We start from the raw sequence: 22,388 nt of genomic DNA, 5'->3' as shown, positions 1-22,388 counted from the left end.
ACCGCCGCGGGCCTGGCCTACAGCGCGTCGGTGTGGCACTGCCGACTACGGCGAGGACACACGTTTCCTCCGCCGGACGCGACACCCACTGGCGGCTTCGGTGGCCGGCGGTCCCTCGGCCCATGGCCGACCGGGTTGCTGCACGCATTGCGATCCCCCAGCCGCCCCAACTCTCCCCGCAGGTCAGTGCGTTTCACGGTGAGTCGCCATGCCATTCCGCTTCTGTACGCCCACCCCTGAAAGCCCCGCTGCGACGAAACGAGCGCCCGACGTCCTCTGCGGACTCCTTCTGTTCGATCCATTGACAGGGCCGTGACTCACTCACAGAATCCTTGCCTGTCGACTCAACCATGAATAGGCATACAGCGCAGGCGATCTGAGATGGCGCGGCGGCGGTCGGGCGCCACCAGGGACGCCCTCGCCGGCTGGCCGCCTGTCCACGAATCCGCGGCCCGCCTGTTGCCGGCGCATACGGATCCGACCATCAGCTCCCGGGCTCGAACGCCCTCCATGCTTCGCAAGTCACTGCAGAACCGTCAGAACCACAGGAAACCTCACTCGGTCGCACGCTGAGAAATCAAGAGGAGGCACATGCACACCCATGACCCGGGACCTCGCCGACGGCATCAGCTCTCGATGGCGCTCCTGGTCGCCCTCACGGCGGCCGTCCTGCCGACCGCGGCCCAGGCAACACCCACCACCTCCGCCGACGTCCATGCCGCATCGGCGGGACATAAGCACCACCACAAGCCGCGGGTCATCCTGACGACCGACGGCGAAGTCGACGACATGGACTCCTTCATCCGGTACCTCTACTACTCCAACGAGTTCGACACCGCCGGAATTGTCCTCACGAGCTCGCGGTTCCACTGGGCGGGCAACAGGGACACCGTGGCGCCGTACCGGTGGACCGGGGACCAATGGGTCAACGACTACATCGACCGGTACGCCAAGGTCTACCCCACCCTGCACAAGCACACGGACGGCTACCCCACCCCGGCCCGTCTCCGCTCGCTGTACAAGATCGGCAACATCGACGATGTCAGCGACTGGAGCTTCGCCTACCAGTGGAAGAGGGCCGTCCCCGAACCTTTCCAGTACACGCTCCGCGCGCCGTACATGGAGAAAAACTTCCTCAGCGGACACGGACCCCTGCTGGAGCGATACCGCACCTACCGGGACGGCAACCCGACCCCCGGCGACGACGAGAACAACCGCTGGCGCCCGGAATCCAGCTCCGCGAACCAGAACTCCGGCTACGACGTCCACGACTTCATCTCTGAAGGAGATTCCCCCGCGTTCCTGCACCTGCTGGACTTCAACCGGCCGCGTTCCTCCGAGGACCCGGCATACGGAGGATGGGGCGGGCGCTTCACCCCCAACGCCTCAGGGTGGATCGACACTTCCGACGCCAACCCGTACACGGGGAACGCAGCGGACCGCAAATACCCCCAGACCCGCTGGGTCGATGACATCCAGAACGACTTCGCGGTCCGCGCCACGTGGGGAAGCACGCGCTCCTACGCCGACGCCAACCACAACCCCACGGCCTCGGTGAAGCCCGGCACCGACCTCACCGCCGGGCCCGGAGCCGAGATCACCTTGAGGGGCAGCGCCACGGACCCTGATGGTGACCGCGTGTCGTACAAGTGGTGGCAGTACACCGACGCCGACACCTACCCCGGGAAAGTCGCCCTCACCGGCACGGACACACGCAACGTGTCGTTCACCGTGCCGGCCGATGCCGCACCCGGATCCACCATCCACATCATCCTGGAGGCGAAGGACAACGGCACTCCCGCGCTCAAGCACTATCAGCGCCTGGTCGTCACCGTCTCCAAGAAGTAGCTGTCAGCCGTTCGGCCGACTCAACTGGGACCGGACATGCACGGCTCCAGTGGGCCTGACCGAACCCGGTCGTGGCAGATTCGCCAGAAGGGAGCAAGGATGTTCAGATGCACGTCGTCCAGCCGCCGATCCATGCGTCTTGCGAACGCGCTCGGCGTGGTGGTCTTGATGACCATACTCTTCGGAGCCGGCACCGCGTCACCCGCACCAGCGCGAGGCGACAGTTCCGGCGAGGGGAAGCAGGAGAAACCGCGCATTGTTCTGATGAATGATCCAGAACTCGACGACCAGAACACGGTCGTGCGGTATCTGCTCTACAGCAACGAATTCGATACGGAGGGTCTGGTATACGCGAGCAGCGGAGTCCACTGGGCGGGCGATGGCAAGGGGACGAAGTGGTTCGTGCCCGGACGCGAGTACACGCGCTTCGGACTGAACCTGTGCCCGTGTGAATCATGGCGCTGGAAGCCTGGGGAGCGATTCATCAACGACGCCGTGGACATCTACACGAAGGTCTACCCCAACCTGAAGAAGCATGCCAACGGGTATCCCGCGCCGAAGGACCTGCGCTCGAAGATCCTCAACGGAAACATCGAGTTCGATGGCGACATCTCGAAGGACTCCGACGGGTCAAACCTCATCCGACGCCTTCTCCTGGACAAGTCCAGTAAGCCGGTCTATCTGTTGACCGGGGCCGGGCAGTCGACGATCGCTCGTGCACTGAAGTCCATCAAGGACGAGTACTTCGCAACGCCCGAATGGCCGGACGTCTACCGCAAGGTGTCCAACAAGGCTGTCATTCAGTCATTCGGAGACCAGGACGGCATGTACGCCAAGTACATTCAGCCCAACTGGCCCGACGTGAAGTTCCGTCAGATGTCCACCAGCATCTGGGGCTACGGAGCGCGCTCTGCCGTCCTGCCTGGCGATGCGAAATACCTGTCCGCCGAATGGACAAAGGGCAACGTGTCCGACGTCGGTCCGTTCGGGGATTTCTACAGGGTGTGGGGCGACGGAAAGCAGATGGTGCCAGGCGACATCTTCGACCACTTCGGGTTCTCAGGCCTCACCACCGAGCAGTTGAAGGCCATGGGTTATATCGTTTGGACGCCCCCGCAGGCAAAGGGATCGTGGATCTCCGAGGGAGACACATCCATCTACATGAACCTGATCCAGAATGGTCTTCGGGCAGACATTGACCCGAGTTGGGGCGGATGGGGCGGCCGCACCGGTACGGACATCGGAACGAACGGCACGCCGTCAGCCGATTACGCGAGCGCCCGATGGTTCGGGGCGGCTCAGGAGGACTTCGCCGCACGCCTCAAGTGGACCGTCACGGACAAGTACAAGCACGCCAACCACGAGCCGATCGTCAACGTCCAGGGGCGGCTCGACCGTACTGCGAAGCCGGGAGAGAAGATCTCGCTGACCGCGAAGATCAGCGATCCCGACAAGAACAGGCTCACGGCCAAGTGGTGGCGGTATGCCGATGCCGACACCTATGACGGTACGACGCCCGTCCGGGTGACTGAGGCGCGCAACGGCAACTTCTCCTCGGCGAAGGTCACTGTTCCGGCGGACGCACAGGCCGGCCAGACCATGCACTTCATCTTGTCGGTGACCGATGACGGCGGCCTGACCTCCTATCAGCGAGTGGTCGTGACCGTTGTTTGACCATCCTGATGAGGTACGGAGTCGGTTGCGGTAGCCGACAGCTCGGCCCGGCGCATCACTGGTGCACCGGGCCGACTCTCGCGTTCTGCGGTGTGTCGGGTTCCCACTGAACACCCCGTGGTGGGCGCTCCCGGTCGTTGCCGACGCCGGTGTCCACCAGGATGGTCTTGCCCTCGCTGCGCAGAACCCAGGTCTGGATGTGGCAGCGGTAGGCGTCGTAGGCCGGAGTCCAGAAATCCGGCTCCAACCGCTGCTGGTTGCGTCGCCAGGTTTCCTCGTCGCTGTCCGGGCTGATGAAGCGGGCAGTGCGGAGGGGGCCGGACCACTCGATGGCGCGCGTGATCTCGACGTCGCCGAGTGTGATGGTGTCTGCGGGCATGACAAGGTCCTTGAGGGTGGGATGTGTCGGATACAGAATCGGACACCGATGCGGTGGTTGCGCGGCGGGCGGGTCAGGCGGGCCGCGCCGGGCCTTCCGGTGCCGGTGCGTAGCGGGCCAGGAAGGTGAGTACGGCCTCTTCGATCACCACCTCCGCCGAGGACTGGTCGGCAACCTCGTCCTCGAAGGCCATGACCCTCGGCCGGACGAGGAGCTCCTGGGCGAGGCCCAGGAACTGACGTGCCGCACACGTCGCCACTCCGGTGCCCGCTCTTCCACGGCCTCCCCCACGCGCCTCGTAACGCTCATCCGCTCATCGACCAAGTAGAGGGTGAAGGCCGGGCCGGAGCCGGGAGGGCCTTCAACTGCCGGGCGGGACGGCCGTCCGGGCTGTGATCGATGAGTCAGGAGAGGCGGTCGCGTGCACGCAGCGAGAGACCCTGCCGCGTTCGAAGAGTTCTACCAGCGCCACATCGACGGTGTGACCCGGTTCGTGGCGCGCCGGATCACCGATCCACACCTGGTCGCCGACCTCACCGCAGACGTCTTCCTGGCCATGCTCGACTCGGCGGACTCCTACCGTCCTGGCCGCGGCAGCGAGACGGCCTGGCTCTACGGCATCGCGCGCAACGTCGTATCGGGCGAATGGCGGCGGGCGGCCCGAGAGTCGAACGCCACCAGCCGTATCGCGGGGCGTCGGCTCCTGGAACCGGATGACGTCATCCGGCTGGAGGAGCGCGTCGACGCCGAGGCCGCCGCACGGCACCACCGTGAGGCGCTGGCCCGGCTCCCGGAGGGCGAGCGGGCGGTCCTCGAACTCGTCGTCGCGGACCAGCTGACCACCGCGGAAGCCGCCGCGGCGCTCGGCATAGGCCCGGTCGCGGCACGGGTACGTCTGCACCGCGCCCGGAAAACGCTGCGCGCCGCCGCCAGACGTGCCCCGCAGCCGGACGGATCGCCTGGCTCGGACACCACACCACTTTCGTACCTGAGGGGAAACGCATGAACATGACGTTCGAAGACCGGCTGCTGAGCGAACTCAAGCGTGAGGTGGTGCTGCGAGCGGCCGCCGACCCGGTGGCCGCGGCACCCGCATCCCGTCGCGTGGTGACCCCGCGTCGCGCGTGCCTGGCGCTGGCCGCCTGCGGTACGGCGGCGGCCGTCGCCGTCGCCCTGCCGGGCTCGGGCACCACCCCGGCCTACGCGGTCGGCACGACCCCCGACGGCACCGTCACCCTCACCCTGCAGGACATCACGCTCAGCGGGCCCCAGCAGCAGGACTTGGTACGGGATTTGCGGAAGGCCGGCGTGCGCACGCAGGTGAACGAGGTGCCCTCGGGACAGCGGTGCGCAACTGCCGTGGACGATCTGGCGGGCCAGATCATCGCGGTCGACCCCGGCCCCGGCGCACCGGAGGACCCGCAGAAGCCGGAGCCGTGGCACCGGACCCTGCACAAGGGCGACACGGTGCGGATCGACAACTCCCCGCACTCGGTCGTCTACACCTTCCTCAAGGGCAAAGCGTCCCCCTGCGAGCGGGAACCGATCGACTGACCAGCCCTCATGGCCCGCCCGGTATCACACGCCGGGCGGGCCATGAGCGAACGCTGCGGCGGGCACGCGGTGAGGCAGCAGCAGGGCAGGCGGCACCGCTCTGGCCAACCGGTGTACGCGGATATGGGGTATCACGGTGCTTCGCTGCGGGAGATCGCGAAGCGGGCCGGGAACAGCCATATGACGCTTCTGCACCACCTCCCCGACCGCGAGGCCCTGTTGGCGGCCGTGCTGGAGCGCCGGGACGAAGAAGACACCGCGCGAATCGCGGCGCAGGTGTCTTCATCGCGCGGGGCGGTGCAGGAGCTGGTGGGTCTGGCGAAGCACAACGCCCGGCATCCGGGGATGGTCGAGCTGTAGGTGCGGCTGGCCGCCGAGGCGGTTGCCGAGGACCACCCCGCGCACGCGTACTTCAGGGAGCACTACCGGAAGATGCTCGAGTACGTCCGTCGCGCGTTGAAGGAGCCGGCCGATCAGGGGGCCGGCAGGACGGGGTCGATCCCCGCGTCGCGGCAGGCGGGTTCGTGGCGTTGATGGACGGGCTGCAGGTGCAGTGGCTGACCAGCCCTGATGCCATGGACCTGGGCGGAGTGCTGCGTTCGTTCGTGCAGCAGCTCCTCACGGAGCCTTCGGCGTAGCGTCGCGCAGGCGTCGCAGCAGCAGGAGTGCGACGGCGGCGGTGGCCAGTTCGCCGGCGGCCAGGGCCGCCCAGACGCCGTGGGTGCCGAGCCGGCCCAGGACCGCGACGAGTGGGGTCTTGATCAGGAGCAGGGTGCCGATGGATATCAGGTACGCCGGTGCCGGGCGGCCCAGCGACTGGGCGTAGGCCGCCACCAGCGGGCCGATCCCGGCGACGGTCAGGCCGAGGGCGATGACCGGCAGCGCCTGGCCGACGGTGGCGATGGTGTCGGCATCGTTCAGGAACAGCCCGGCCAGGGGTCTGGCCAGCAGGGCGAGGACTGCGGCGGTGCACAGGCCGTACAGGAGGGAGCCGAGCAGGGCGAGGTTGCGGGCTTGCAGGGCGCGGCTGCTCAGGCCGCGGCCGGTGTTGTAGCCGACGATGGGCTGCAGTCCCTGGCTGATGCCGGTGTGCGGCATCAGCACGAAGGTCTGCAGGCGGGCGCAGACGGCATAGGCGGCCAGGGCGGTGGTCGACGCGGTGGCCGCAAGGGTGGCGTTGACGAGGACGGCCAGCAGCGTGACGCCCGTTCCGGCCAGGAACGATGGCAGGCCGATGCCGAGCAGTGCCCGCAGTGTCGGGCCGTGCGGCAGCAGGTCCCTTGGGCCGATGTGGTAGGGGCGTCGGCGCTGAGCGAAGAAGAACCAGAGGCTCATCCCTGCGGAGACGGCCTGACCGCCGACGGTGCCGAGGGCCGCGCCCCGTACACCCATGCCGAGTCCGAAGATCAGCAGCGGGTCGAGGGTGATCTGAACGGCCACCGGTACGAGCCACAGAAGGGTCGAGTAGCCCATCCGGCCTTCGGCGCGCACCAGGCTGGAGAATCCGGTCGACACCAGCGCCCCGCACAGCAGGACCACGGCGTAGGGGCTGGCGCTTGCGCGCAGTTCGCCATGGGCGCCGAGCAGGGTGAGCAGGGGGTCGAGGAAGGCCAGGCCGAGCGCGGTGGTGGCGGCGGCGCAGATCCAGAACAGGGTGAAGGAGTTGCCCGCCGCCCGGGCAGCGGCCTCCCGGTCCCCGGCGCCCAGGGCGCGGGAGATCAGGGAGGCGCCGCCCGCGCCGACGGTGGTGGACACCGCGCCGAGCAACAGCAGCAGCGGGGCGACCAGATTGACCGCGGCCATGGCGGTGTCGCCCACGCCGTGGCCGACGAACCAGGCGTTGGTCAGGGCGTAGATGCCGTACACGCCGACCGCGGCCGTGGTCTGCGTGCAGGCACGCCACAGCAGTCGGCCCACCGGCTCGGTGCCGAGCCGACTGGTGTGGTCGGCGGCGGGCACGGTGGGTGTGCTGGTCACCGGCGGGTGCGCCCGAGCAGCGCCATGGCCTCGTCGAGGCGGGGACGGGCCCAGTCGTACTGCTGGGTGTCGGTGTGACCGCGGTACGCGGTCTCGATGACCATGATCAGCATCAGGTGCAGGCAGTACAGGCGGCGGCGTACCTGCTGGGTCTCGGTCAGCTCACCGTGGCCGTAGCCGCGCATGAAGGGCGCCGGATCACCGAAGTCCGCAAGCTGAGTTCCGGTGAAGTTGGCTTCGATCAACGGGTCGCCGTAGAAGGCCCGTTCGTGGTCGATGATGCAGGCGATCTTGCCGTCGCGGACCATGACGTTGCTGTCCCACAGGTCCCACTCGACCAGCCGCGGCTCGGTGACCTCCACCAGGCTGGCGGCGTGTTCGGCCACAACGGCGCGGACCGTGTCGTAGTCCCAGCCGATGTCGACCCCGCGGCGCTCACCGTTGACGAGGATGTCCTCGATCATGCCGGTGAAGACCCGGCGCCAGCTCGGATCACCGGGCCCGGCCAGGGGCCCGAACGCCGTGCCGCTGAGGGAGTTGATCTCGCGGTTGGCGGCGCCGAGCTGTTCCATGTACGCCTCGCGCTCGGCCACGGGGAGCGTTTTGGCGATGATGCCGAGGTTGTCGGCGTCGATGTACGGCATGAAGAAGTAGTCGGCGTCGCACAGTTCATGGCTCTGGTCGGCGAAGTCGACGGCGGGGACCGGCACGGAGGTGTGCGTGCGCAGGAGGTCCAGCGTGGTCAGCTCGATCGACATGGCGCCGCGCTCGTAGGTCATCACCTCCACGTGCGGCGGCGGGGCGATCTTCAGGACGACCTCGGCTCCGTCGCGCAGGCGGATGCGGTAGGCGACGTTGAACCAGCCGTGTCCCAGCTCGCTCGCCCATCCGTCCCCGTCCGGGACCTGCCCGGCTCCGTAGGCGCGCTCGATCATGGCCCGCAGCGCGTCGGGCGACTGCCTGTTCTTGGTGATGCTCTCCACACCCTGTCCCTTCGATGGTGCGTGCCGAAGGCGCCGCCGGCAGGTGTGGGGTCCCCGTGCTGGGTCGGCGTCGAGGCCCGAGTGGGCCGCTCCGCAAAAATGCTTACCACGTGGTCGAAAACTCCCCCCGAGGGAGTGTACGTCCGTACGCCCTCGGGTTGAGGTCGCCCCCATGACTGTCGAGACAGCAGTGCGGACGGAAGGCGGCCTTCCACGGGCAGGACACCGCGCCGGCGCATGCCTCGCCCCATGACGCGAGAAGGCCCGTGGGTCGCGGGCGTCAGGTCCGCGGCCCACGAGCTGCTCTGCGACGCCGTCAGCCGGTGGTGATGCGCGTGACCGCCCGGCTGGTCAGGGCGCGGCTGTGCGGCGCTTCGTCGTCCAGAGCGCGGTGCAGTGTGAGTCCCTCGATGAGCGCGTCGAGCTGGCGCGCGGTGTCGGGGTCGAAGTGCCGCTCCAGCAGCTGCCTGCTGCGACACATCCATGCCCGGGTGAGCGTGCGGTACTCCGGCCGCCGGGCGGCGAGCGTGTAGAGCTCCTGGGCCAGCACCAGGTCGCGTCGAGGCCCCTCGGAGAGCGCGTGCACCAGGTCGGTGACCGCCTCTCGCGCCTGTTCGAGAGTGTCCGCCCGGCTCAGGTACTCCTCGAAGACGGCCACGATCTGGTCGGCGAAACGTGTGAAGGACTCCCGCAGCAGTTCGTCCATGCCACCGAAGTGGTACGTCATCGAGCCGAGCGGAACGGCGGCGCGGGCGGCGATCTTGCGGTGGGAGACACCAGCGACGCCTTCCTCCGCGATGTGGTCGAGGGTCGCGGCGAGGATGCGCTCGCGGCGCTGCGGGTCGGTGTGCCCGGCGGCCATGTCGTCCTGCCTCTAGAGGGTGCGGACCGGGCGGGCGGGATTGCCGACGGCTACCACGTTGGCAGGGATGTCCTTGGTGACCACGGCTCCCGCACCGATGACACTGTTCTCGCCGATCGTCACGCCGGGGCAGACGATGACGCCTCCGCCGAGCCAGACGTTGTCCCCGATGGTGACCGGACGCGCGGCCTCGAGCTTGTCACGCCGTGGTTCTGGCTCCAACGGGTGGGTGGGGGTGAGGAGTTGGACGTTCGGCCCGATCTGGCAGTCCTCGCCGATGGTGATGGCCGCGACGTCCAGCGCGGTGAGGTTGTAGTTCACAAAGGTGCGGGCCCCGATGGAGATGTTGCTGCCGTAGTCGACGTACAGCGGCGGTCGCACATGCACCTCGTCGCCGACCCTGCCCAGCAGTTCTGCCAGCAGCGGTTCGGCGGCGCGGGCGTCTTCGGCGTACGCGGCCTGGTAGCGGGCGGCGAGGCGCACGGCGCGCTGCTGGCGCACGGCGATCTCGGGGTCGTCGGCGATGTAGAGGTCCCCGGCCAGCATGCGTTCGAGGTTGGTGCGCGAGTCCTGCGCAAGGTCGTCCGTAGGCACAGCAGCACCCTACCGCTAGAGCGTACGAACGTACACTCGGATGGAGTGATCACAGGGCAGCAGGTCCCGTCATTGCGCACCGCTGCTCGTCGGGGGGCATGGCCGCCAACCGCACAGGAACGCTGCGAAGTCGGCGACCTGCTCACCCAGCAGACCGGCGCGCTGCTGCCCGCCTGGATCGATGAGGCACTCACCGCGGATCTGCCGGCTCTGACGGGCTTCGCCCGCGGCCTCACCGGCGACCTCGACACCGTCACCGCCGGGCTCACCCTGCGCTGAAGCTCCGGCGGGACAGAAGGCGCCCTGAACCGCATCAACGGGAGAAGCAGCTCACGGACGCGCTCGGGCGCCACCGTGTATGGACAAGCGTGCTCAGGAGCTTGTTCGACCGCGATCAGGTGGTGGGCGGCCTGATCGGGACAATGTTGTCGGCGTCCGCCGCCGGGGTGGATCCTGGCGGTATCGAGTTGCCCTGGGTGAGGACGGCGCGGGCGAGGGTCAAGCCTGTCACCAACTGGCGGAGTTCTGCGATCTCTTGGCGCTGGTTGCCGCCCGCGCTCATCGACAAACGACTCCCGTTCTCGGCTCTGGCACAGATCTTGGGGAGCTGTTACGGCGAGTGATATTGCCGTTCGACTCGGAGGTGTCGCAGAGCTGTCGGCCGGGAGCCGACTCGTACTCGGGGGTGCCCCGGTGCGGGTGTGCGATCGGCTCCGCTCCCGGGCATGGCAGCCGGGCCGGGCGCTCGCCTCCGTGCCCGCGCCCCGGGCTGTTCTGTTGCCTCAGCCCAGCGCGTTCATGAGGGCGGTGACGTATGCATTCAGCCGCTCCTCCACGGCCCGCGTCGTCAGCTCTGCTCTCCCTGCCTTCCTCCATGACTGCGCCACCTGCTGCACTTCTTCTGAGCACGCCAGCCCGTCCCGCACCTGCCAGTACAGCCGCTCGCTCGCGGCCGCGGCCAGCACCCCGCCGGCCTCCTCATTCCCGTATGTTCCCTTGGGCGCAGCGCGGACCTCGCGGATCTCCGCGACAAGCGCGTCCCCGGCGGCCTGCCGGACAGCGCGGGCCCTCGCGCCGGCCAGCCACCGGCAGCAGCCGGAGCACGAGACCTGCAGGATCCGGCACATCCGCTGAACGCCGAAGGCCCTGGCGCGGGCGGAGACGAAGTCCCAGCATGGGGTATCCACTGCGCGCAGAGCTTGGGAAGGGGTCCTCACTTCATCTCCTTCGCGAAACAGGCACCGCCGCCCGGCGCAGGATCTCCCACTCGAACTCCCACTCCTTCCCGGCCTTGCACAGCCGGCCGATCTCCGCACGCAGCCGGGCCAAGTCCCCGTCCCGGGTCTCCGCGCTCTGCTCACCACAGCTGTGATCACGGCCCGCGTGCCCGTCGGCCTGGCGCACCCAGCTGCGCAGCGTCCCGCCGGTCACCCCGACGTCCGCCGCCACCGCCGCACACGTGTGCTTCCCACCCGCCACGCGGCACAACGCCACCGCATCGTTCCTGAACTCCGCCGGATACGGAGACCTACGTCCCACCAGGACACCTTTCCTCGGATCCACAAGATCCATTGTCAGAGTGTCCACACCGAGGGGGTCGCCTCAGCGTTGAGCTGCCACCGCCGGTGTGGCACAAGTTCCTGACGGTTGATGATCTGAAGTCACCAAGGTGGGGGCGAATTATTCTGCTTTGGTACTGGTCGCGCCAAGGTGACCGGTACCGGAACTTGAACGGTGGCTTCGGTCGTGGCTTGTGGGCCGTTCAGCTCTGGGGCATTCAGCGGCCGATGCCGTCCAGCTCGGTCAAGTCCTCATGAGAGAGGGAGAGTCCCGCGCCGACGATGTTCTCGCGCAGGTGTGCCGTCGATGACGTGCCGGGGATGAGCAGGATGTTCGGTGATCGCTGCAGCAGCCAGGCCAGTGCGACAGACATCGGGGTCGTCTCCAGGCGGGCGGCGACCGCCGAGAGCGCTGAGGACTGAAGCGGGGTGAAGCCTCCGAGAGGGAAGAAGGGCACGTACGCGACGCCGTCGGTGGCGAGCCGGCCGATGAGTTTGTCGTTCGTGGCGGTGGGCGAGGTTGTACATGTTCTGCACACACACGATCGGTGCGATGCTCTGTGCCTCGGTGACCTGCTCCTCGGTGGCGTTGCTGACCCCGAGGTGGCGGATCAGGCCCTGCTGCTGGAGTTCGACGAGCGTCTCGAACGCCTCGGCGAGCGGGCCGGGCTGGGGACCTTCGGCGTTGCCGAGTCGGAGGTTGACCAGGTCGAGTACGTCGAGCCGGAGGTAGTTGAGGTTGTCGTGGACCTGGCGGCGCAGATGTTCGGGTCGCCGGGCCGGAGGCCAGCCACCCTGTTCGTCGCGGGTCGCGCCCACCTTGGTCGCGATGGGCAGCGACTCGGGATAGGGGTGCAGTGCCTCGCGGATCAACTCGTCGGTGACGCGTGGCCCGTAGGCGTCGCTGGTGTCGATGTGGGTGATACCGAGGTCGACCGCTTCACGCAGAACGGCCAGGGCACCCTCGCGGTCGGTGGGCGGCCCCATGACCCACGGGCCGGCCAGTTGCATGGCGCCGTAGCCGAACCGGGTGACGATCAGGTCACCCAGAGTCCAGGTGCCGCCGGGAAGAGAGAGGGAAGGTGTACTCATCTTGTCGCCTTTCGTCGTGCACTTGGGGGTGGCGCCTGCTGCCTCCCTGCACCAGCATTGGAGAGAAACCTCCTGTCGGGGAGCAGGCACTTTGGAGTGCGTAACCCACCCATGGGTGAGAGGTGTGATCAGTGACAACGATGAAGGCGGCCCAGAAGAGGGCTCAGGCGAAGGTGGAGTACAACGCGTTCCTGGCAGGGTGCCCCAGCCGGCAGCTGCTCGACCGAATCTCGGACAAGTGGGTCGTCCTGATTTTGTGTGCGCTGGGCGGCGACAACAGCGCCGACCAGCCCGGTGCAGCACACACAGACACTCCGAAGGTGATGCGTTACTCCGAGATCTCTCGCCTTCTGGCCGGGGTCAGCCAGAAGATGCTGACCCAGACGCTACGGTCGCTGGAGCACGATGGTCTGCTCACCCGTACCGTGACGCCGACCGTCCCTGTCACCGTCTCCTATGAGCTGACCGACCTCGGCCTCTCGCTCCACCGCATGACGCGCGGGCTCGGAAACTGGGCGCAGACGCACATGGCCGAGGTCCTCGCACACCGCGAGAACTACGACTCGCGCACCTCCTGACGACTCACATCCAGCCGTGCAACAGCTCTACATTCTCGGCGCTACACCCTCAACTGCGAAGAGCCGAGAAACTCATCCTCCGCGTCAGCAAACGGCGTTGCCCCGGACAAGCAGCCGGGCGGGTCTCGCCCGGGGCGCGGCGGATCAGGGTGCAGTCGGCTCGGCCTGGGTGAGACGGTCGAGCCGCTCGTGTCAGCGCGCGAACGAGGCGGGCGCGGTCCCGGACGCAGGCGGCGGTGCCCGCGACCGGGGCGGACCGGAGTTGGCCGCTGCAGGGCGATCTGCTGGTAGTCGCTGAAGGCGAGGGCCGGGGCGGTCCAAGCGGCTGAAGCGACTCAGGACCCATCTTTGGACCGCGGTCATACATCTCGAAATTCGGGATGATCAGCACCATGGGAAACGTCGTGCCGACTCATGACCACCTCCCCGAACCAAGACGTGGGCGAGGACTTCGCAACGCCGGTGCGTATCGAGGCGCATGCGGAAGGCAACGCGCGGGTCTATATGGCCGGGCGTGATCTGCACGTCACCCCGGAGGCGCCCGCAGCGCCCGCGCCGGTCACCGCGCTGCGCACCCTGCCGCGGGACGTGGCCGAGTTCACCGGCCGTCAGGCCGAAGTGGAACAACTCCTGGCAGCCGCCCAGCCGGCCCAGGTGGTAGCCATCCACACCGTCGACGGCATGCCCGGGGTGGGCAAGACCGCCCTCGTCGTACACGCCGCCCGCCAGCTCACCGACCGCTTCCCCGACGGGCAGCTGTTCGTGCGCCTGCACGCCCACACCCCCGGCCAGAACCCGGCCGACCCCGCCGACGCCCTCGCCGCACTGCTGCCCAGCATCGGCATCGACCCGCGCAACGTCCCCGACGGCCTCCAAACCCGAGCCGGATGGTGGCGGGACCGGCTGACCGGAAAGCGGGGCAGCCTCGCACCGTGCAGCCTCGACGAACTCGCCGCACCGGCCCGCACCCGCCTGAAACGGATGCAGTACCAACCCGCCCTGCTCGACGGTTTCATCGCTGAGACCGGACTCATCCCGGCCCTGTCATGACGTGACCCCGAACCGAAGAACTTCAGTAGCGGTTCCATGACGTGCCCCCGGCCCTCGTGGGCCGGTGCGCTGACAGGCAGTTGCGTGTGCGCTGCCGGACAACACGGCCGCCGGTGCGGCCTCTAGCCTCGACCGGGCACGTTCGACACCACGTCGCAGGAGGCACGTCATGACCACCGGCTCCAAGCCCATGGGCAGCCAGCCCCGGCTGTATCAGAAGGGCGCGGTCATCCAGGAGTTCGGGACCGTCGAGCAGTGCCCCATCGCCCTGCCTACGAGGCACGTATGTACTCCTGCCAGCGCCTGAACAAGGTGCTGGCGGACACCCAGTTCCTACTTCCTCTGCAAGAAGCACCACTGGATCATGCGGAGCGCCACCTTCTACCAGCTGCATCTGCTGCCGGAGCAGCACGCGGGAGAGCAGCTGGAACTCGTCGACACCCTCGCCGGGCGCGTCCAGACCCTGGGCGGCGTCGCCGTGGGCGATCCCCGGCACGTCGCCGAGATCACGTCGGTTCCGCGCCCGCCGGACGGTGTGGAGAACGTAGCGGCCATGCTCTCGCGGTTGCTGGAGGCCACGAGAGCATCCTGACGCAGGCTCATGACGCGGCCATTTGCACCGCCGAGCTGGGCCACGACGGCACCGACGACCTGCTGGTCTCGCAGATCATCCGCGCCGGCGAACTCCAGGTCTGGTTCCTGGCCGAGCACCCGGTCGATACTCCACTGGTGCGCACCTGAACCAGGCTCGCCCCCCTGACGGCAGCTGCCCCAGTGCCCTGTTCCCGCATGTCGGCACGGTTCGCTGTGCTGTGACATGGATGATGTCCGCTGGGGTCGGCTGCCGATCCGATGCCCCCTGCTGGAAAAGGAGTTCTTCGATGGACAATGAACCGGTCTTGGTGCTTGCGGCGACCGGTGGACAGGGCCGGGCCGTGGCCGATGCGCTGCTGGCCCGCGGGGCCCGGATCAGGGCGCTGGTCCGCGACCCCGGCCGCAGTGCCGCACGGGAACTGGCGGGCCAGGGCGTCGACGTGGTGGCGGGTTCGCTGAGCGATCGCGGATCGCTCGCCGCGGCCATGAAGGGGGTGGCCGGTGTCTTCGCGTTCACCACACCCTTCGAGGCCGGCATCGAGGCGGAAGTCGCCCAGGGGCGGGCCATCCTTGCCGCCGCGGCACAGGAACGTGTTCCGCACCTCGTGTTCAGCTCGGTCGCCGGGGCCGACCAGGACAGCGGGGTGCCACACTTCGAGAGCAAGGCGCGCATCGAGGCGGAACTGACCGCCGGCGACGTCGCCCACACAATTCTGGGGCCGACGTACTTCTTCGACAACGCGCTCGGCGGAGCACGGCGCATCCTGGACGGCGTTCTCGATCTGCCGCTGCCGCCCGACCGGCCGTTGCAGCAGCTCGCCCGGCCCGACCTCGGCGCGTTCGCGGCACATGTGCTCCTCGACCCCGCTCCGTACATCGGGCGGCGCATCGAACTGGCCGGCGACGCCCCCACCCCTGTACAGATGGCCGCCGCGCTCGGCGCGGCGCTGGGACGCGACGTCCGCCACGAGCAGGTGCCGCTGACAGCCATCGGCAACCCGGACATGCACGCCATGTGGGCGTTCCTGAACGGCCCCGGCTACCGCGTCGACATCCCCGCACTCCATACCGCCCACCCGGAAATCCACTGGACCCGGTTCACCGACTGGGCACACCACACCTGGACCAGCGCCCGCTGAACCGGCCGCCCACCTGGGCCTTTTGGCCCTGGACGGCCGCCCCGGACGGTGTCAGGGCCCGGGTGTCGGCGGCCGTCGCCGCGGCGTGCGCGTCCAGTCCGCCGGCCGGCACGATGACGCGCGCGACGTTGAACACGTAGGCGAAGGCACCGTACACGAGTCCGCCGGGTGAACGGCCGAAGGCACCGCGTTCGCCCGCGAGCTGGGCCCGAGCTGCGCCGGCCAGCCGGCCTCCTCTTCACGATGCTGCTGCCCTTCCTCTTCCTCGCCCTCTTCGCCCCCCTGCTCTCGGACATGAACCCCGCGGGCGGGGATACGGGAACGGGCTCCCCCTGGCAGTGGTTCGTGCCGGGCATGCTCGTCCTGTTGGCCCTCTGCGCCAACGCACCCTGTTCAACGGCCGGTTCGCCGAAACGAGCGTGCTGTACGGGGTCCTGGCGGCGGTGGCCATCGCGGTGCTGGGGGTCACCGCCGGCATCCGGGGCATGCGCAACGCCTCCGTGTGACGCGCCGGCCGCCGCATCACCGGGCTCGCGGCGGCGGGCCTTGAGTCGGGGCGTGCGCGAGCCCGCGGGCTTTCGGGGTCAGTAGTTGCCGAGGCCGCCACGAACGTTGAGGGCCTGGGCGGTGATGGGCGCGGCCGTTTCGGTGATCAGACAGCCGACGAGGCCAGCCACCTCCTCGGGGGTGGTGTACCGGCCCAGCGGGATCTTCGCCTGGAACCGTTCGAGGACCGCGTCGGTCGTGGTGTCCCACGCCGCCGCGTATCCCGCGCGGACCCGCTCCGACATGGACGTCTCGACGTATCCGGGGCAGACGGCGTTGACCGCGATACCCATACGCAACCTCCAAGCATGTTTGCTCCATATGCTGTCTACGTGTATGTACCTGGTGCCGTCAGGGATTGCGTTGGTGGCACGTCCCGGGCGGCGGTGCCTCCCGGGTGACGTACTGGGCCCATGGACTCGACCGCCTCGCCCGCGACGCGGTGCGCCCGGACTCCAGCGGCCGCGCAAAGCGTCCTGCGCTCCTTGATCCGACAGAAGCATCCCAACGAAGCCGTCACCGGCGAGGAGTTCGGCGTCGCCCAGGGGCACGGCAGACGGCGCTGGATCATCGACGGCAGCGCGCGCTTCCTCGCCGGCGAGCGCTGGCCAGCCGGCTCAACATGCTCGGCTGTCGCCTGTGCCTCCAGTCGGCGGAAGCGCTCTGGCCCGCGCGGGTGGTCGACTTCCGAACCAGACTCTCGCCGAACGTGAAGTTGCATCGAAGGCGGCACCGTGGCCGCATGAAGCTGTCCGAAGTCAGGCATAATGCCCGGTCGGTCCGTTGGTGGCTACTGCTGGCCAGCGCCACAATGCTCTTCGTCGAGCTGGCGCTGATCAGATGGGCGGGCGCCAACGTTGTCCACCTCAGCTACTTTTCGAACTTCATCCTGCTGGGGTCGTTTCTCGGCATCGGACTCGGGTTCCTGATCCCCGCCACGCGTGGGCAGTGGATCAAACGCTGGGCACCGGTTCCACTCGCGCTTCTCGTCATTCTGGTACGTGTACGGCCGGTGCAGGTGCGTCAGAGCAGCGAGCAGATCATCTACTTCACCGCCGTGAAGACCACCGGTTTCCCCGAGTGGGTGACGCTGCCGATCATCTTCCTGCTCACGACGGTGATCATGGCTGCGATCGGCAAGATCACCGCCGATCTCTTCCGTCGGCTTCCCCCACTCGACGCCTACCGCTTCGACCTGCTCGGCAGCATCACCGGCTCGGTGTCTTTCGCCCTGTTGTCCTGGCTCGGCGCCCCGTCGGTCGTGTGGGGTGCAATCGCCGCCGCGGCCTTGCTGATCCTCGGTGGCCGACGCAACGCCTTGCGGTATGGCGTCCCCCTTGCGGCGATGGTCGCTGCGCTGCTCCTGGAGACGGCCACAACCGGCATCTCCTGGTCGCCCTACTACAAGATCCAGGTCACGCCCAAGGCACCCGGCCAGGGGTACCGCATCTCGGCCAACGGCGTCCCGCACCAGAGCATCATGCCGCTGTCGGTGCTGATGCAGAAGAACTCGCCCTATCGGCAGGCGTACGACCAGACACCTGCCAACCCGCACAAGCATGTGTTGGTCATCGGGGCCGGCAACGGCAATGACGTCGCCGTCGCGCTGGCGCACGGAGCGCAGCGCGTGGACGCGGTCGAGATCGATCCCCGACTGCAGCAGATCGGCGCACAGCAGCACCTCGCCAAGCCGTACGACGACCCCAGGGTGCACGTCCACATCAACGATGGACGGGCCTACCTGGAGCGGACGAACGCCAAGTACGACCTCATCGTCCTGGCGCTGCCCGACTCTCTCACGCTGGTATCCGGGGCGAGCAATCTGCGCCTGGAGAGCTACCTGTTCACCCAGCAGTCGTTCGAGGCCGCGCGCGATCACCTCGCGCCGCACGGTGCCTTCGCCATGTACAACTACTACCGGACGAACTGGCTGGTCGACCGCTTCGCCGGCTCCCTCGACGACGTCTACGGCCATCCACCCTGCATGACGACGTTCGCCAGGAACGCCGCCGTGCTGGTGGCTGGAATGACGACCAACGACCAGTCGTGCAAGCAGATCTGGCAGCCCAGCGGCGCCGTCCCGGCGTCCGCGACCGATGACCACCCGTTCCCGTATCTGCTTCACCGGAGCATCCCCACGCTCTACCTGAGCGTGCTGGGCGGGATCCTGCTGGTCACACTGCTGTCGGTGCGCCTGACCGGGGTCCGGATCCGAAGCACGGTCCGCTACACCGACATGTTCCTGATGGGCGCCGCCTTCATGCTGCTCGAATCGAAGAACGTGATCGGCTTCGCGCTCTACTTCGGTACGACCTGGCTGGTCAACGCCCTGGTCTTCACCGGAGTCCTGCTCGCCGTGCTCGGTGCGGTCGAGGTCCGACGCAGACTGCGGCGGGTCAACCAGCCACTGCTACAGCTGCTGCTCTTCGGCGCCCTCGCGGTAGCCTGGCTCGTCCCGGCGCACACCGTGCTCTCGCTGCCCTTCGCGGGACGGCTCGCTGCCGCCATCGCCCTGGCCTTTGCCCCCATCTTCTTTGCCAACCTCATCTTCTCGGACCGCCTCGCGCTCGCCCCCGATCCCACATCCGCATTCGGCGCCAATCTGGTGGGCGCCCTGACCGGCGGTGTGCTCGAGTACCTCGCACTGGTAACGGGCTATCAGGCACTCCTGCTGGTGGTCGCCGTGCTGTACCTGGGGGCATGCGGCGCCATGCGGTTCGCCGGGCGCAGACCGAACAAGCAGCCGACGCCGATGCCGGCACCGGACGAGGTGACGTTCGACCGGCAGTAAGGATTGGTCCCATCGCTGGTCAGACCACACGTGGTCGTGCCGACGCTGATAAGACTTTCGGTGGGGAGTGTCTGCCTGGTTGGGAAAGCGCTCCCTGCCGTCGTCAGGTATACGGGTTCTTCGAGTGAGGCCGATCACCGTCTGCTCGGGGCCCAGTGCACGTTTCACCTGGCGCTCGATTCAGACAGAACACCAGCAAGGCCGGGCAGAGCACCTGGATCAGGGCGGCGACGCGGTGGCTGTGCTGCACCGCCCCGAGGTGGAGTGCACCGGATCCTGCGGGGCGGCCTGTTCGACGGTCAGTGGTGTGATCAGCGCGTACGAGCCGTCGGCCTGGGCCCCGGTGTCGAGGACCTCCTGACGGCCTCGGAGTTGTCGCACGTACACACACCGTGTGATCTTTCCGGGGCCTTCACCGTGCCCGGCAGCCGCCCACCGCGGTCACACACCGCTCACGAACGGCCACCCGAGGGCCTTTCAACGCGTTGCAGCCCCGCCCTTCACCGTCTCGGCGGTCCGCACCGGCGGGATCGGGGCGGGCGCCGGGAAGACGCCAGGGCCGGGCGGCAGGAGGTCGGCGGTCGCCGGAAGGCCGAGGCGGGCCCGGAGACTGCTCCGGGCGGGGCCGGCGTCCGGGGTCAGCCGGGCGGCGAGGCGGATCGCGGTGGTCGGGTCGGCGTCGGCCGGGCGGAGCACCAGGCCATCGGCGCCGGATGCGATGAGGGCGTCGGCGGCGGCGCGCAGGGCCTCCGCGGTGGCGTCGGTGGCGACGTCGAGCGGGGCGAGCAGGAGGGGCCGACGTTCCGGGTCGGCGAAGTGACCGCGCGGCGCGGTCTCGATCGCCCGGCGGGCGGCGGCCGTCGCGTCGCGGCTGGCCGGGGCGACGAGGACATCGGCGACCTCCGCCGCCGCGGGGAGTTCATCGGCAGCGTTGATCCACCACGCCAGGACCGACGCCCCCTCGGGTGTGGCGGGCAGCGTGAGCGGGCCCGCCGTCGGGAAAACGCCGTCATGGTGTGCGTGGCGGATGAGGTCGCCCCGGGCGAAGATGCGCCGCTCGCGGTCGGCCACGATCGCGTCGTAGGGCCAGGTCTGTTCAAGTTTCTGCACGGCCAGCGCGAGGTCCCGCACGGCCTGTGCTCCGGGCGGCCCGGTGAGTACGGGTGCGTCACCGCGGGCGCGTCCCGCGCCCCGGGGCACATAGGGGTCGGGGCCGCCGACCACGACACCCGTGCGCCGACGCGAGAGGTGACCGACAGAGGTGATCCGGCGAGCCAGGTTGTAGGGGTGGTCGCGGGTCGGGGACGCGGCCACGAGAAAGGCGGCGTGGTCGGTGCGGCCGGTCAGGACGGCGACCGCCGTGGCCGCGTCGACGGTGGGCCGGCCGTCCGGCGCACCCGCCGTGACACGGTCCACGCCGACGACGGTGAACGCGATCGGCGCGGTGTCCAGGAGGGCGAGCGCCGTCGGGTCGGCGAGGGCGGCGAGGACCTGTTCGCCCGTGAGCGCCAGGGCCACGGTGCGGTGCGCGGGGTCGACAGATGTCATGAGAACTCCATAATTCGTTGTGGTTTGAGCATCTTTGAAGTGGTTTAGTGGCTTACGTCGAAAGGATTTCGTATGCCCACTGAACGAACCGGCCATGTGCTGCTCGGCGTCAACGTCCTGGTCCTCGGCTACCTCCCGTCCGCGTGGCAGTCGCCGCGCCTGGGGGACGACGCCTTCGTGGACCCGGACTACTGGCGCCGGATAGGGCACTTGGCCGAGAGGGGCACACTGGACGCGCTGTTCCTCGCCGACGCACCGGCACTCGGGGACCCGTCGCACGATGCGAACGCGGGGCGCCTTGAGCCCACCGCGACCTGGGCGCACGTCGCGACGGCGACGGAGCGCATCGGCCTGGTGGCCACCGCGTCGACGTCGTTCAACGACCCCTACGAGCTGGCCGAACGGCTGCTGTCGGTGGACCTGTTGTCGGGCGGCCGGGCCGGATGGAACTTCGTGACGACGCGGGGGGCCGCCGCCGCCCGCAACTTCGGTCTGCCCGACGTCCCGGGCCGCGACGACCGATACGACCGGGCCGAGGAGTTCGTCCGGCTCGTCCTCGATCTGTGGCGATCCGCGGCCGGTGGACCGCCGGTGGCCCACCACGGACCCCTCTTCGATCTGGTGGGCCGCCTGCGCGTGCCGCCGTCGCCGCAGGGGCACCCGGTGGTGTTCCAGGCCGGCGGTTCGCCGAAGGGCCGGCGGCTGGCCGGGCGGTTCGCCGAGGGCGTTTTCGCGGCGGAGCTGACGAAGGAGGGCGCGATCGAGCACTACCGGCAGGTGAAGCGGCACGCCGTGGATGCCGGGCGGCAGCCCGACGACGTGAAAATCCTGCCGGGGTTGCTGCTGAGCCTGGGCAGCACGGAAGAGGAGGCCCGACGGCGCAGCGACGAGCTGCACGATGCCTCTCCCCCCGCGTACTCCACGCAGTGGCTGTCGCAGTCCATCGGTTTCGACGCCTCGACCCTGCCACTGGACGAACCGTTCCCCGAGGACGTCCTGTCGGCTCCGGTGGATCCCCAGACGTTCACCGGGAGCATCGGCTTCCGTGAGTCGATCGTGCGGCAGATCCGCCGCACCAATCCGACGGTCCGTGAGTATCTGAGGCAGACCCGGTACACCGGTTCCGGCCACGCGGGTTTCGTCGGCACACCCGAGCAGTTGGCGGACCACATCGAGGACTGGTTCCGCTCCGGGGCGATCGACGGTTTCAACCTGCAGCCGGACCGGTTGGAGGACGGTCTGGAGGTGATCGTCGACGAGGTGGTCCCGATCCTGCGGCGCAGGGGGCTGTTCCGGCACGAGTACGCGACGCACACGTTGCGTGAGCACTTCCGGGCGTCTTCGCCGACGCCCGGCGCCGCGGTGGCGGCCCGCTCCGCCTGACCGGTGTGCGGCCGGCTGGTGCGGCCCGCGGTCACCGGCCGCACCGGCCTGCCGCCATCCGAGGGCCGGCGCCTGTCCGGTGTCGGCCGGATCGAAGAGGGCGCCCTGCTGGAGGCCGTCGGCGGCGGTCCCCCCGGCGGCGGCCGTGGCGACGTCCGTGGCGACACCTGTGGCGGCCCGCCACAGGTGTCTTCGCACCCGGTCGCCCGGCGGGTACGGGCGCGGCGGAGTCCGGCC

General features: G+C 68.8%; 23 protein-coding genes and 4 pseudogenes. 14 read left to right on the top strand and 13 right to left on the bottom strand.

The window, feature by feature from the left end:
* Positions 1 to 591: 591 nt before the first annotated feature.
* Positions 592 to 1,848, top strand: a complete 1,257-nt coding sequence (locus tag ACWEKM_RS33535) for a nucleoside hydrolase-like domain-containing protein (protein WP_451625028.1) — start codon at positions 592 to 594, stop codon at positions 1,846 to 1,848.
* A gap of 132 nt (positions 1,849 to 1,980) precedes the next feature.
* Entirely contained in the window at positions 1,981 to 3,522 is a 1,542-nt protein-coding gene (locus ACWEKM_RS33530) for a nucleoside hydrolase-like domain-containing protein (RefSeq protein WP_451625027.1), read from the top strand.
* Between the two features lie 55 nt (positions 3,523 to 3,577).
* Here ACWEKM_RS33530 and ACWEKM_RS33525 read toward each other — a convergent pair whose 3' ends face one another.
* Both ACWEKM_RS33525 and ACWEKM_RS33520 read right to left on the bottom strand, forming a co-directional pair.
* Positions 3,578 to 3,901, bottom strand: coding sequence for a hypothetical protein (locus ACWEKM_RS33525; RefSeq protein ID WP_451625026.1), 324 nt, complete (start codon positions 3,899 to 3,901; stop codon positions 3,578 to 3,580).
* 73 nt (positions 3,902 to 3,974) lie between these two features.
* Positions 3,975 to 4,160 carry a TetR/AcrR family transcriptional regulator C-terminal domain-containing protein gene (locus ACWEKM_RS33520; RefSeq protein WP_451625025.1) on the bottom strand — a complete coding sequence of 62 codons (186 nt, stop codon included), beginning with the start codon at positions 4,158 to 4,160 and terminating at the stop codon, positions 3,975 to 3,977.
* 162 nt (positions 4,161 to 4,322) lie between these two features.
* Between ACWEKM_RS33520 and ACWEKM_RS33515 the strand changes: the two genes are divergently transcribed.
* The 3 genes from ACWEKM_RS33515 to ACWEKM_RS33505 are packed head-to-tail and all read left to right on the top strand — an operon-like array spanning position 4,323 to position 5,815.
* Positions 4,323 to 4,907, top strand: a complete 585-nt coding sequence (locus ACWEKM_RS33515; protein ID WP_451625024.1) for an RNA polymerase sigma factor — start codon at positions 4,323 to 4,325, stop codon at positions 4,905 to 4,907.
* Positions 4,904 to 5,455: a hypothetical protein gene (locus ACWEKM_RS33510; protein WP_451625023.1), complete on the top strand. Its 552-nt coding sequence runs from the start codon at positions 4,904 to 4,906 to the stop codon at positions 5,453 to 5,455. The genes ACWEKM_RS33515 and ACWEKM_RS33510 overlap by 4 nt, the downstream gene beginning before the upstream one ends.
* A 42-nt stretch (positions 5,456 to 5,497) precedes the next feature.
* The gene (locus tag ACWEKM_RS33505) at positions 5,498 to 5,815 is read left to right on the top strand and encodes a TetR/AcrR family transcriptional regulator (RefSeq protein WP_451625022.1); all 318 of its coding nucleotides are present in this window, start codon (positions 5,498 to 5,500) and stop codon (positions 5,813 to 5,815) included.
* Positions 5,816 to 6,073: 258 nt separating this feature from the next.
* Here ACWEKM_RS33505 and ACWEKM_RS33500 read toward each other — a convergent pair whose 3' ends face one another.
* The 4 genes from ACWEKM_RS33500 to ACWEKM_RS33485 form a co-directional block, all read right to left on the bottom strand.
* Positions 6,074 to 7,432, bottom strand: coding sequence for an MATE family efflux transporter (locus tag ACWEKM_RS33500; protein ID WP_451625021.1), 1,359 nt, complete (start codon positions 7,430 to 7,432; stop codon positions 6,074 to 6,076).
* Complete coding sequence (locus tag ACWEKM_RS33495; protein ID WP_451625020.1) at positions 7,429 to 8,415, bottom strand: phosphotransferase family protein; 987 nt, start codon at positions 8,413 to 8,415, stop codon at positions 7,429 to 7,431. The genes ACWEKM_RS33500 and ACWEKM_RS33495 overlap by 4 nt, the downstream gene beginning before the upstream one ends.
* A gap of 316 nt (positions 8,416 to 8,731) precedes the next feature.
* A complete protein-coding gene (locus ACWEKM_RS33490) occupies positions 8,732 to 9,277 on the bottom strand; it encodes a TetR/AcrR family transcriptional regulator (protein WP_451625019.1) in 546 nt (181 codons plus the stop codon).
* A gap of 12 nt (positions 9,278 to 9,289) precedes the next feature.
* The gene (locus ACWEKM_RS33485) at positions 9,290 to 9,871 is read right to left on the bottom strand and encodes a sugar O-acetyltransferase (protein ID WP_451625018.1); all 582 of its coding nucleotides are present in this window, start codon (positions 9,869 to 9,871) and stop codon (positions 9,290 to 9,292) included.
* A gap of 45 nt (positions 9,872 to 9,916) precedes the next feature.
* Here ACWEKM_RS33485 and ACWEKM_RS33480 point away from each other — a divergent pair, with 45 nt between their 5' ends.
* On the top strand, positions 9,917 to 10,150 hold the full coding sequence (locus ACWEKM_RS33480) for a hypothetical protein (RefSeq protein ID WP_451625017.1): 234 nt from the start codon (positions 9,917 to 9,919) through the stop codon (positions 10,148 to 10,150).
* A gap of 115 nt (positions 10,151 to 10,265) precedes the next feature.
* Here the strand turns inward: ACWEKM_RS33480 and ACWEKM_RS33475 are convergent, their stop codons facing one another.
* From ACWEKM_RS33475 to ACWEKM_RS33460, 4 genes and pseudogenes are all read right to left on the bottom strand, one after another.
* Entirely contained in the window at positions 10,266 to 10,433 is a 168-nt protein-coding gene (locus tag ACWEKM_RS33475) for a hypothetical protein (RefSeq protein WP_451625016.1), read from the bottom strand.
* A gap of 220 nt (positions 10,434 to 10,653) precedes the next feature.
* Positions 10,654 to 10,851, bottom strand: a pseudogene (locus tag ACWEKM_RS33470) (aminoglycoside phosphotransferase); the annotation flags it as partial.
* A 238-nt stretch (positions 10,852 to 11,089) separates the two neighbouring features.
* On the bottom strand, positions 11,090 to 11,410 hold the full coding sequence (locus ACWEKM_RS33465; protein WP_451625015.1) for a transposase: 321 nt from the start codon (positions 11,408 to 11,410) through the stop codon (positions 11,090 to 11,092).
* A gap of 238 nt (positions 11,411 to 11,648) precedes the next feature.
* Positions 11,649 to 12,522: pseudogene (locus tag ACWEKM_RS33460) on the bottom strand (aldo/keto reductase family oxidoreductase).
* Positions 12,523 to 12,662: 140 nt separating this feature from the next.
* Between ACWEKM_RS33460 and ACWEKM_RS33455 the strand changes: the two are divergent.
* The 5 genes and pseudogenes from ACWEKM_RS33455 (at position 12,663) to ACWEKM_RS33435 (ending at position 16,389) form a co-directional block, all read left to right on the top strand.
* Positions 12,663 to 13,100, top strand: coding sequence for a winged helix-turn-helix transcriptional regulator (locus ACWEKM_RS33455; RefSeq protein ID WP_451625038.1), 438 nt, complete (start codon positions 12,663 to 12,665; stop codon positions 13,098 to 13,100).
* 414 nt (positions 13,101 to 13,514) lie between these two features.
* The gene (locus ACWEKM_RS33450; protein WP_451625014.1) at positions 13,515 to 14,150 is read left to right on the top strand and encodes a hypothetical protein; all 636 of its coding nucleotides are present in this window, start codon (positions 13,515 to 13,517) and stop codon (positions 14,148 to 14,150) included.
* A 169-nt stretch (positions 14,151 to 14,319) separates the two neighbouring features.
* Positions 14,320 to 14,891: pseudogene (locus tag ACWEKM_RS33445) on the top strand (Dps family protein).
* 140 nt (positions 14,892 to 15,031) lie between these two features.
* Complete coding sequence (locus ACWEKM_RS33440; protein WP_451625013.1) at positions 15,032 to 15,883, top strand: NmrA/HSCARG family protein; 852 nt, start codon at positions 15,032 to 15,034, stop codon at positions 15,881 to 15,883.
* A gap of 338 nt (positions 15,884 to 16,221) precedes the next feature.
* Positions 16,222 to 16,389 (top strand): hypothetical protein, encoded by a 168-nt coding sequence (locus tag ACWEKM_RS33435; protein WP_451625012.1) that lies wholly within the window; start codon positions 16,222 to 16,224, stop codon positions 16,387 to 16,389.
* Positions 16,390 to 16,467: 78 nt separating this feature from the next.
* Here the strand turns inward: ACWEKM_RS33435 and ACWEKM_RS33430 are convergent.
* Positions 16,468 to 16,719 (bottom strand): annotated as a pseudogene (locus tag ACWEKM_RS33430) (SDR family oxidoreductase); the annotation flags it as partial.
* A 452-nt stretch (positions 16,720 to 17,171) separates the two neighbouring features.
* Between ACWEKM_RS33430 and ACWEKM_RS33425 the strand changes: the two are divergent.
* Positions 17,172 to 19,220: a spermidine synthase gene (locus ACWEKM_RS33425; RefSeq protein WP_451625011.1), complete on the top strand. Its 2,049-nt coding sequence runs from the start codon at positions 17,172 to 17,174 to the stop codon at positions 19,218 to 19,220.
* 219 nt (positions 19,221 to 19,439) lie between these two features.
* Here the strand turns inward: ACWEKM_RS33425 and ACWEKM_RS33420 are convergent, their stop codons facing one another.
* Positions 19,440 to 19,601 (bottom strand): hypothetical protein, encoded by a 162-nt coding sequence (locus ACWEKM_RS33420; RefSeq protein ID WP_451625010.1) that lies wholly within the window; start codon positions 19,599 to 19,601, stop codon positions 19,440 to 19,442.
* Between the two features lie 96 nt (positions 19,602 to 19,697).
* On the bottom strand, positions 19,698 to 20,768 hold the full coding sequence (locus tag ACWEKM_RS33415; RefSeq protein WP_451625009.1) for a hypothetical protein: 1,071 nt from the start codon (positions 20,766 to 20,768) through the stop codon (positions 19,698 to 19,700).
* A 72-nt stretch (positions 20,769 to 20,840) separates the two neighbouring features.
* On the opposite strand from ACWEKM_RS33415, the gene ACWEKM_RS33410 reads away from it, so the two are divergent.
* Entirely contained in the window at positions 20,841 to 22,151 is a 1,311-nt protein-coding gene (locus ACWEKM_RS33410; protein ID WP_451625008.1) for an LLM class flavin-dependent oxidoreductase, read from the top strand.
* A gap of 3 nt (positions 22,152 to 22,154) precedes the next feature.
* Positions 22,155 to 22,388, top strand: a 234-nt coding sequence (locus ACWEKM_RS33405; RefSeq protein ID WP_451625007.1) for a hypothetical protein, incomplete at its 3' end; no start/stop codon positions are given.

The sequence above is a fragment of the Streptomyces sp. NPDC004752 genome, from assembly GCF_053601275.1.
This window is presented reverse-complemented; position numbering and strand designations above follow the sequence as displayed.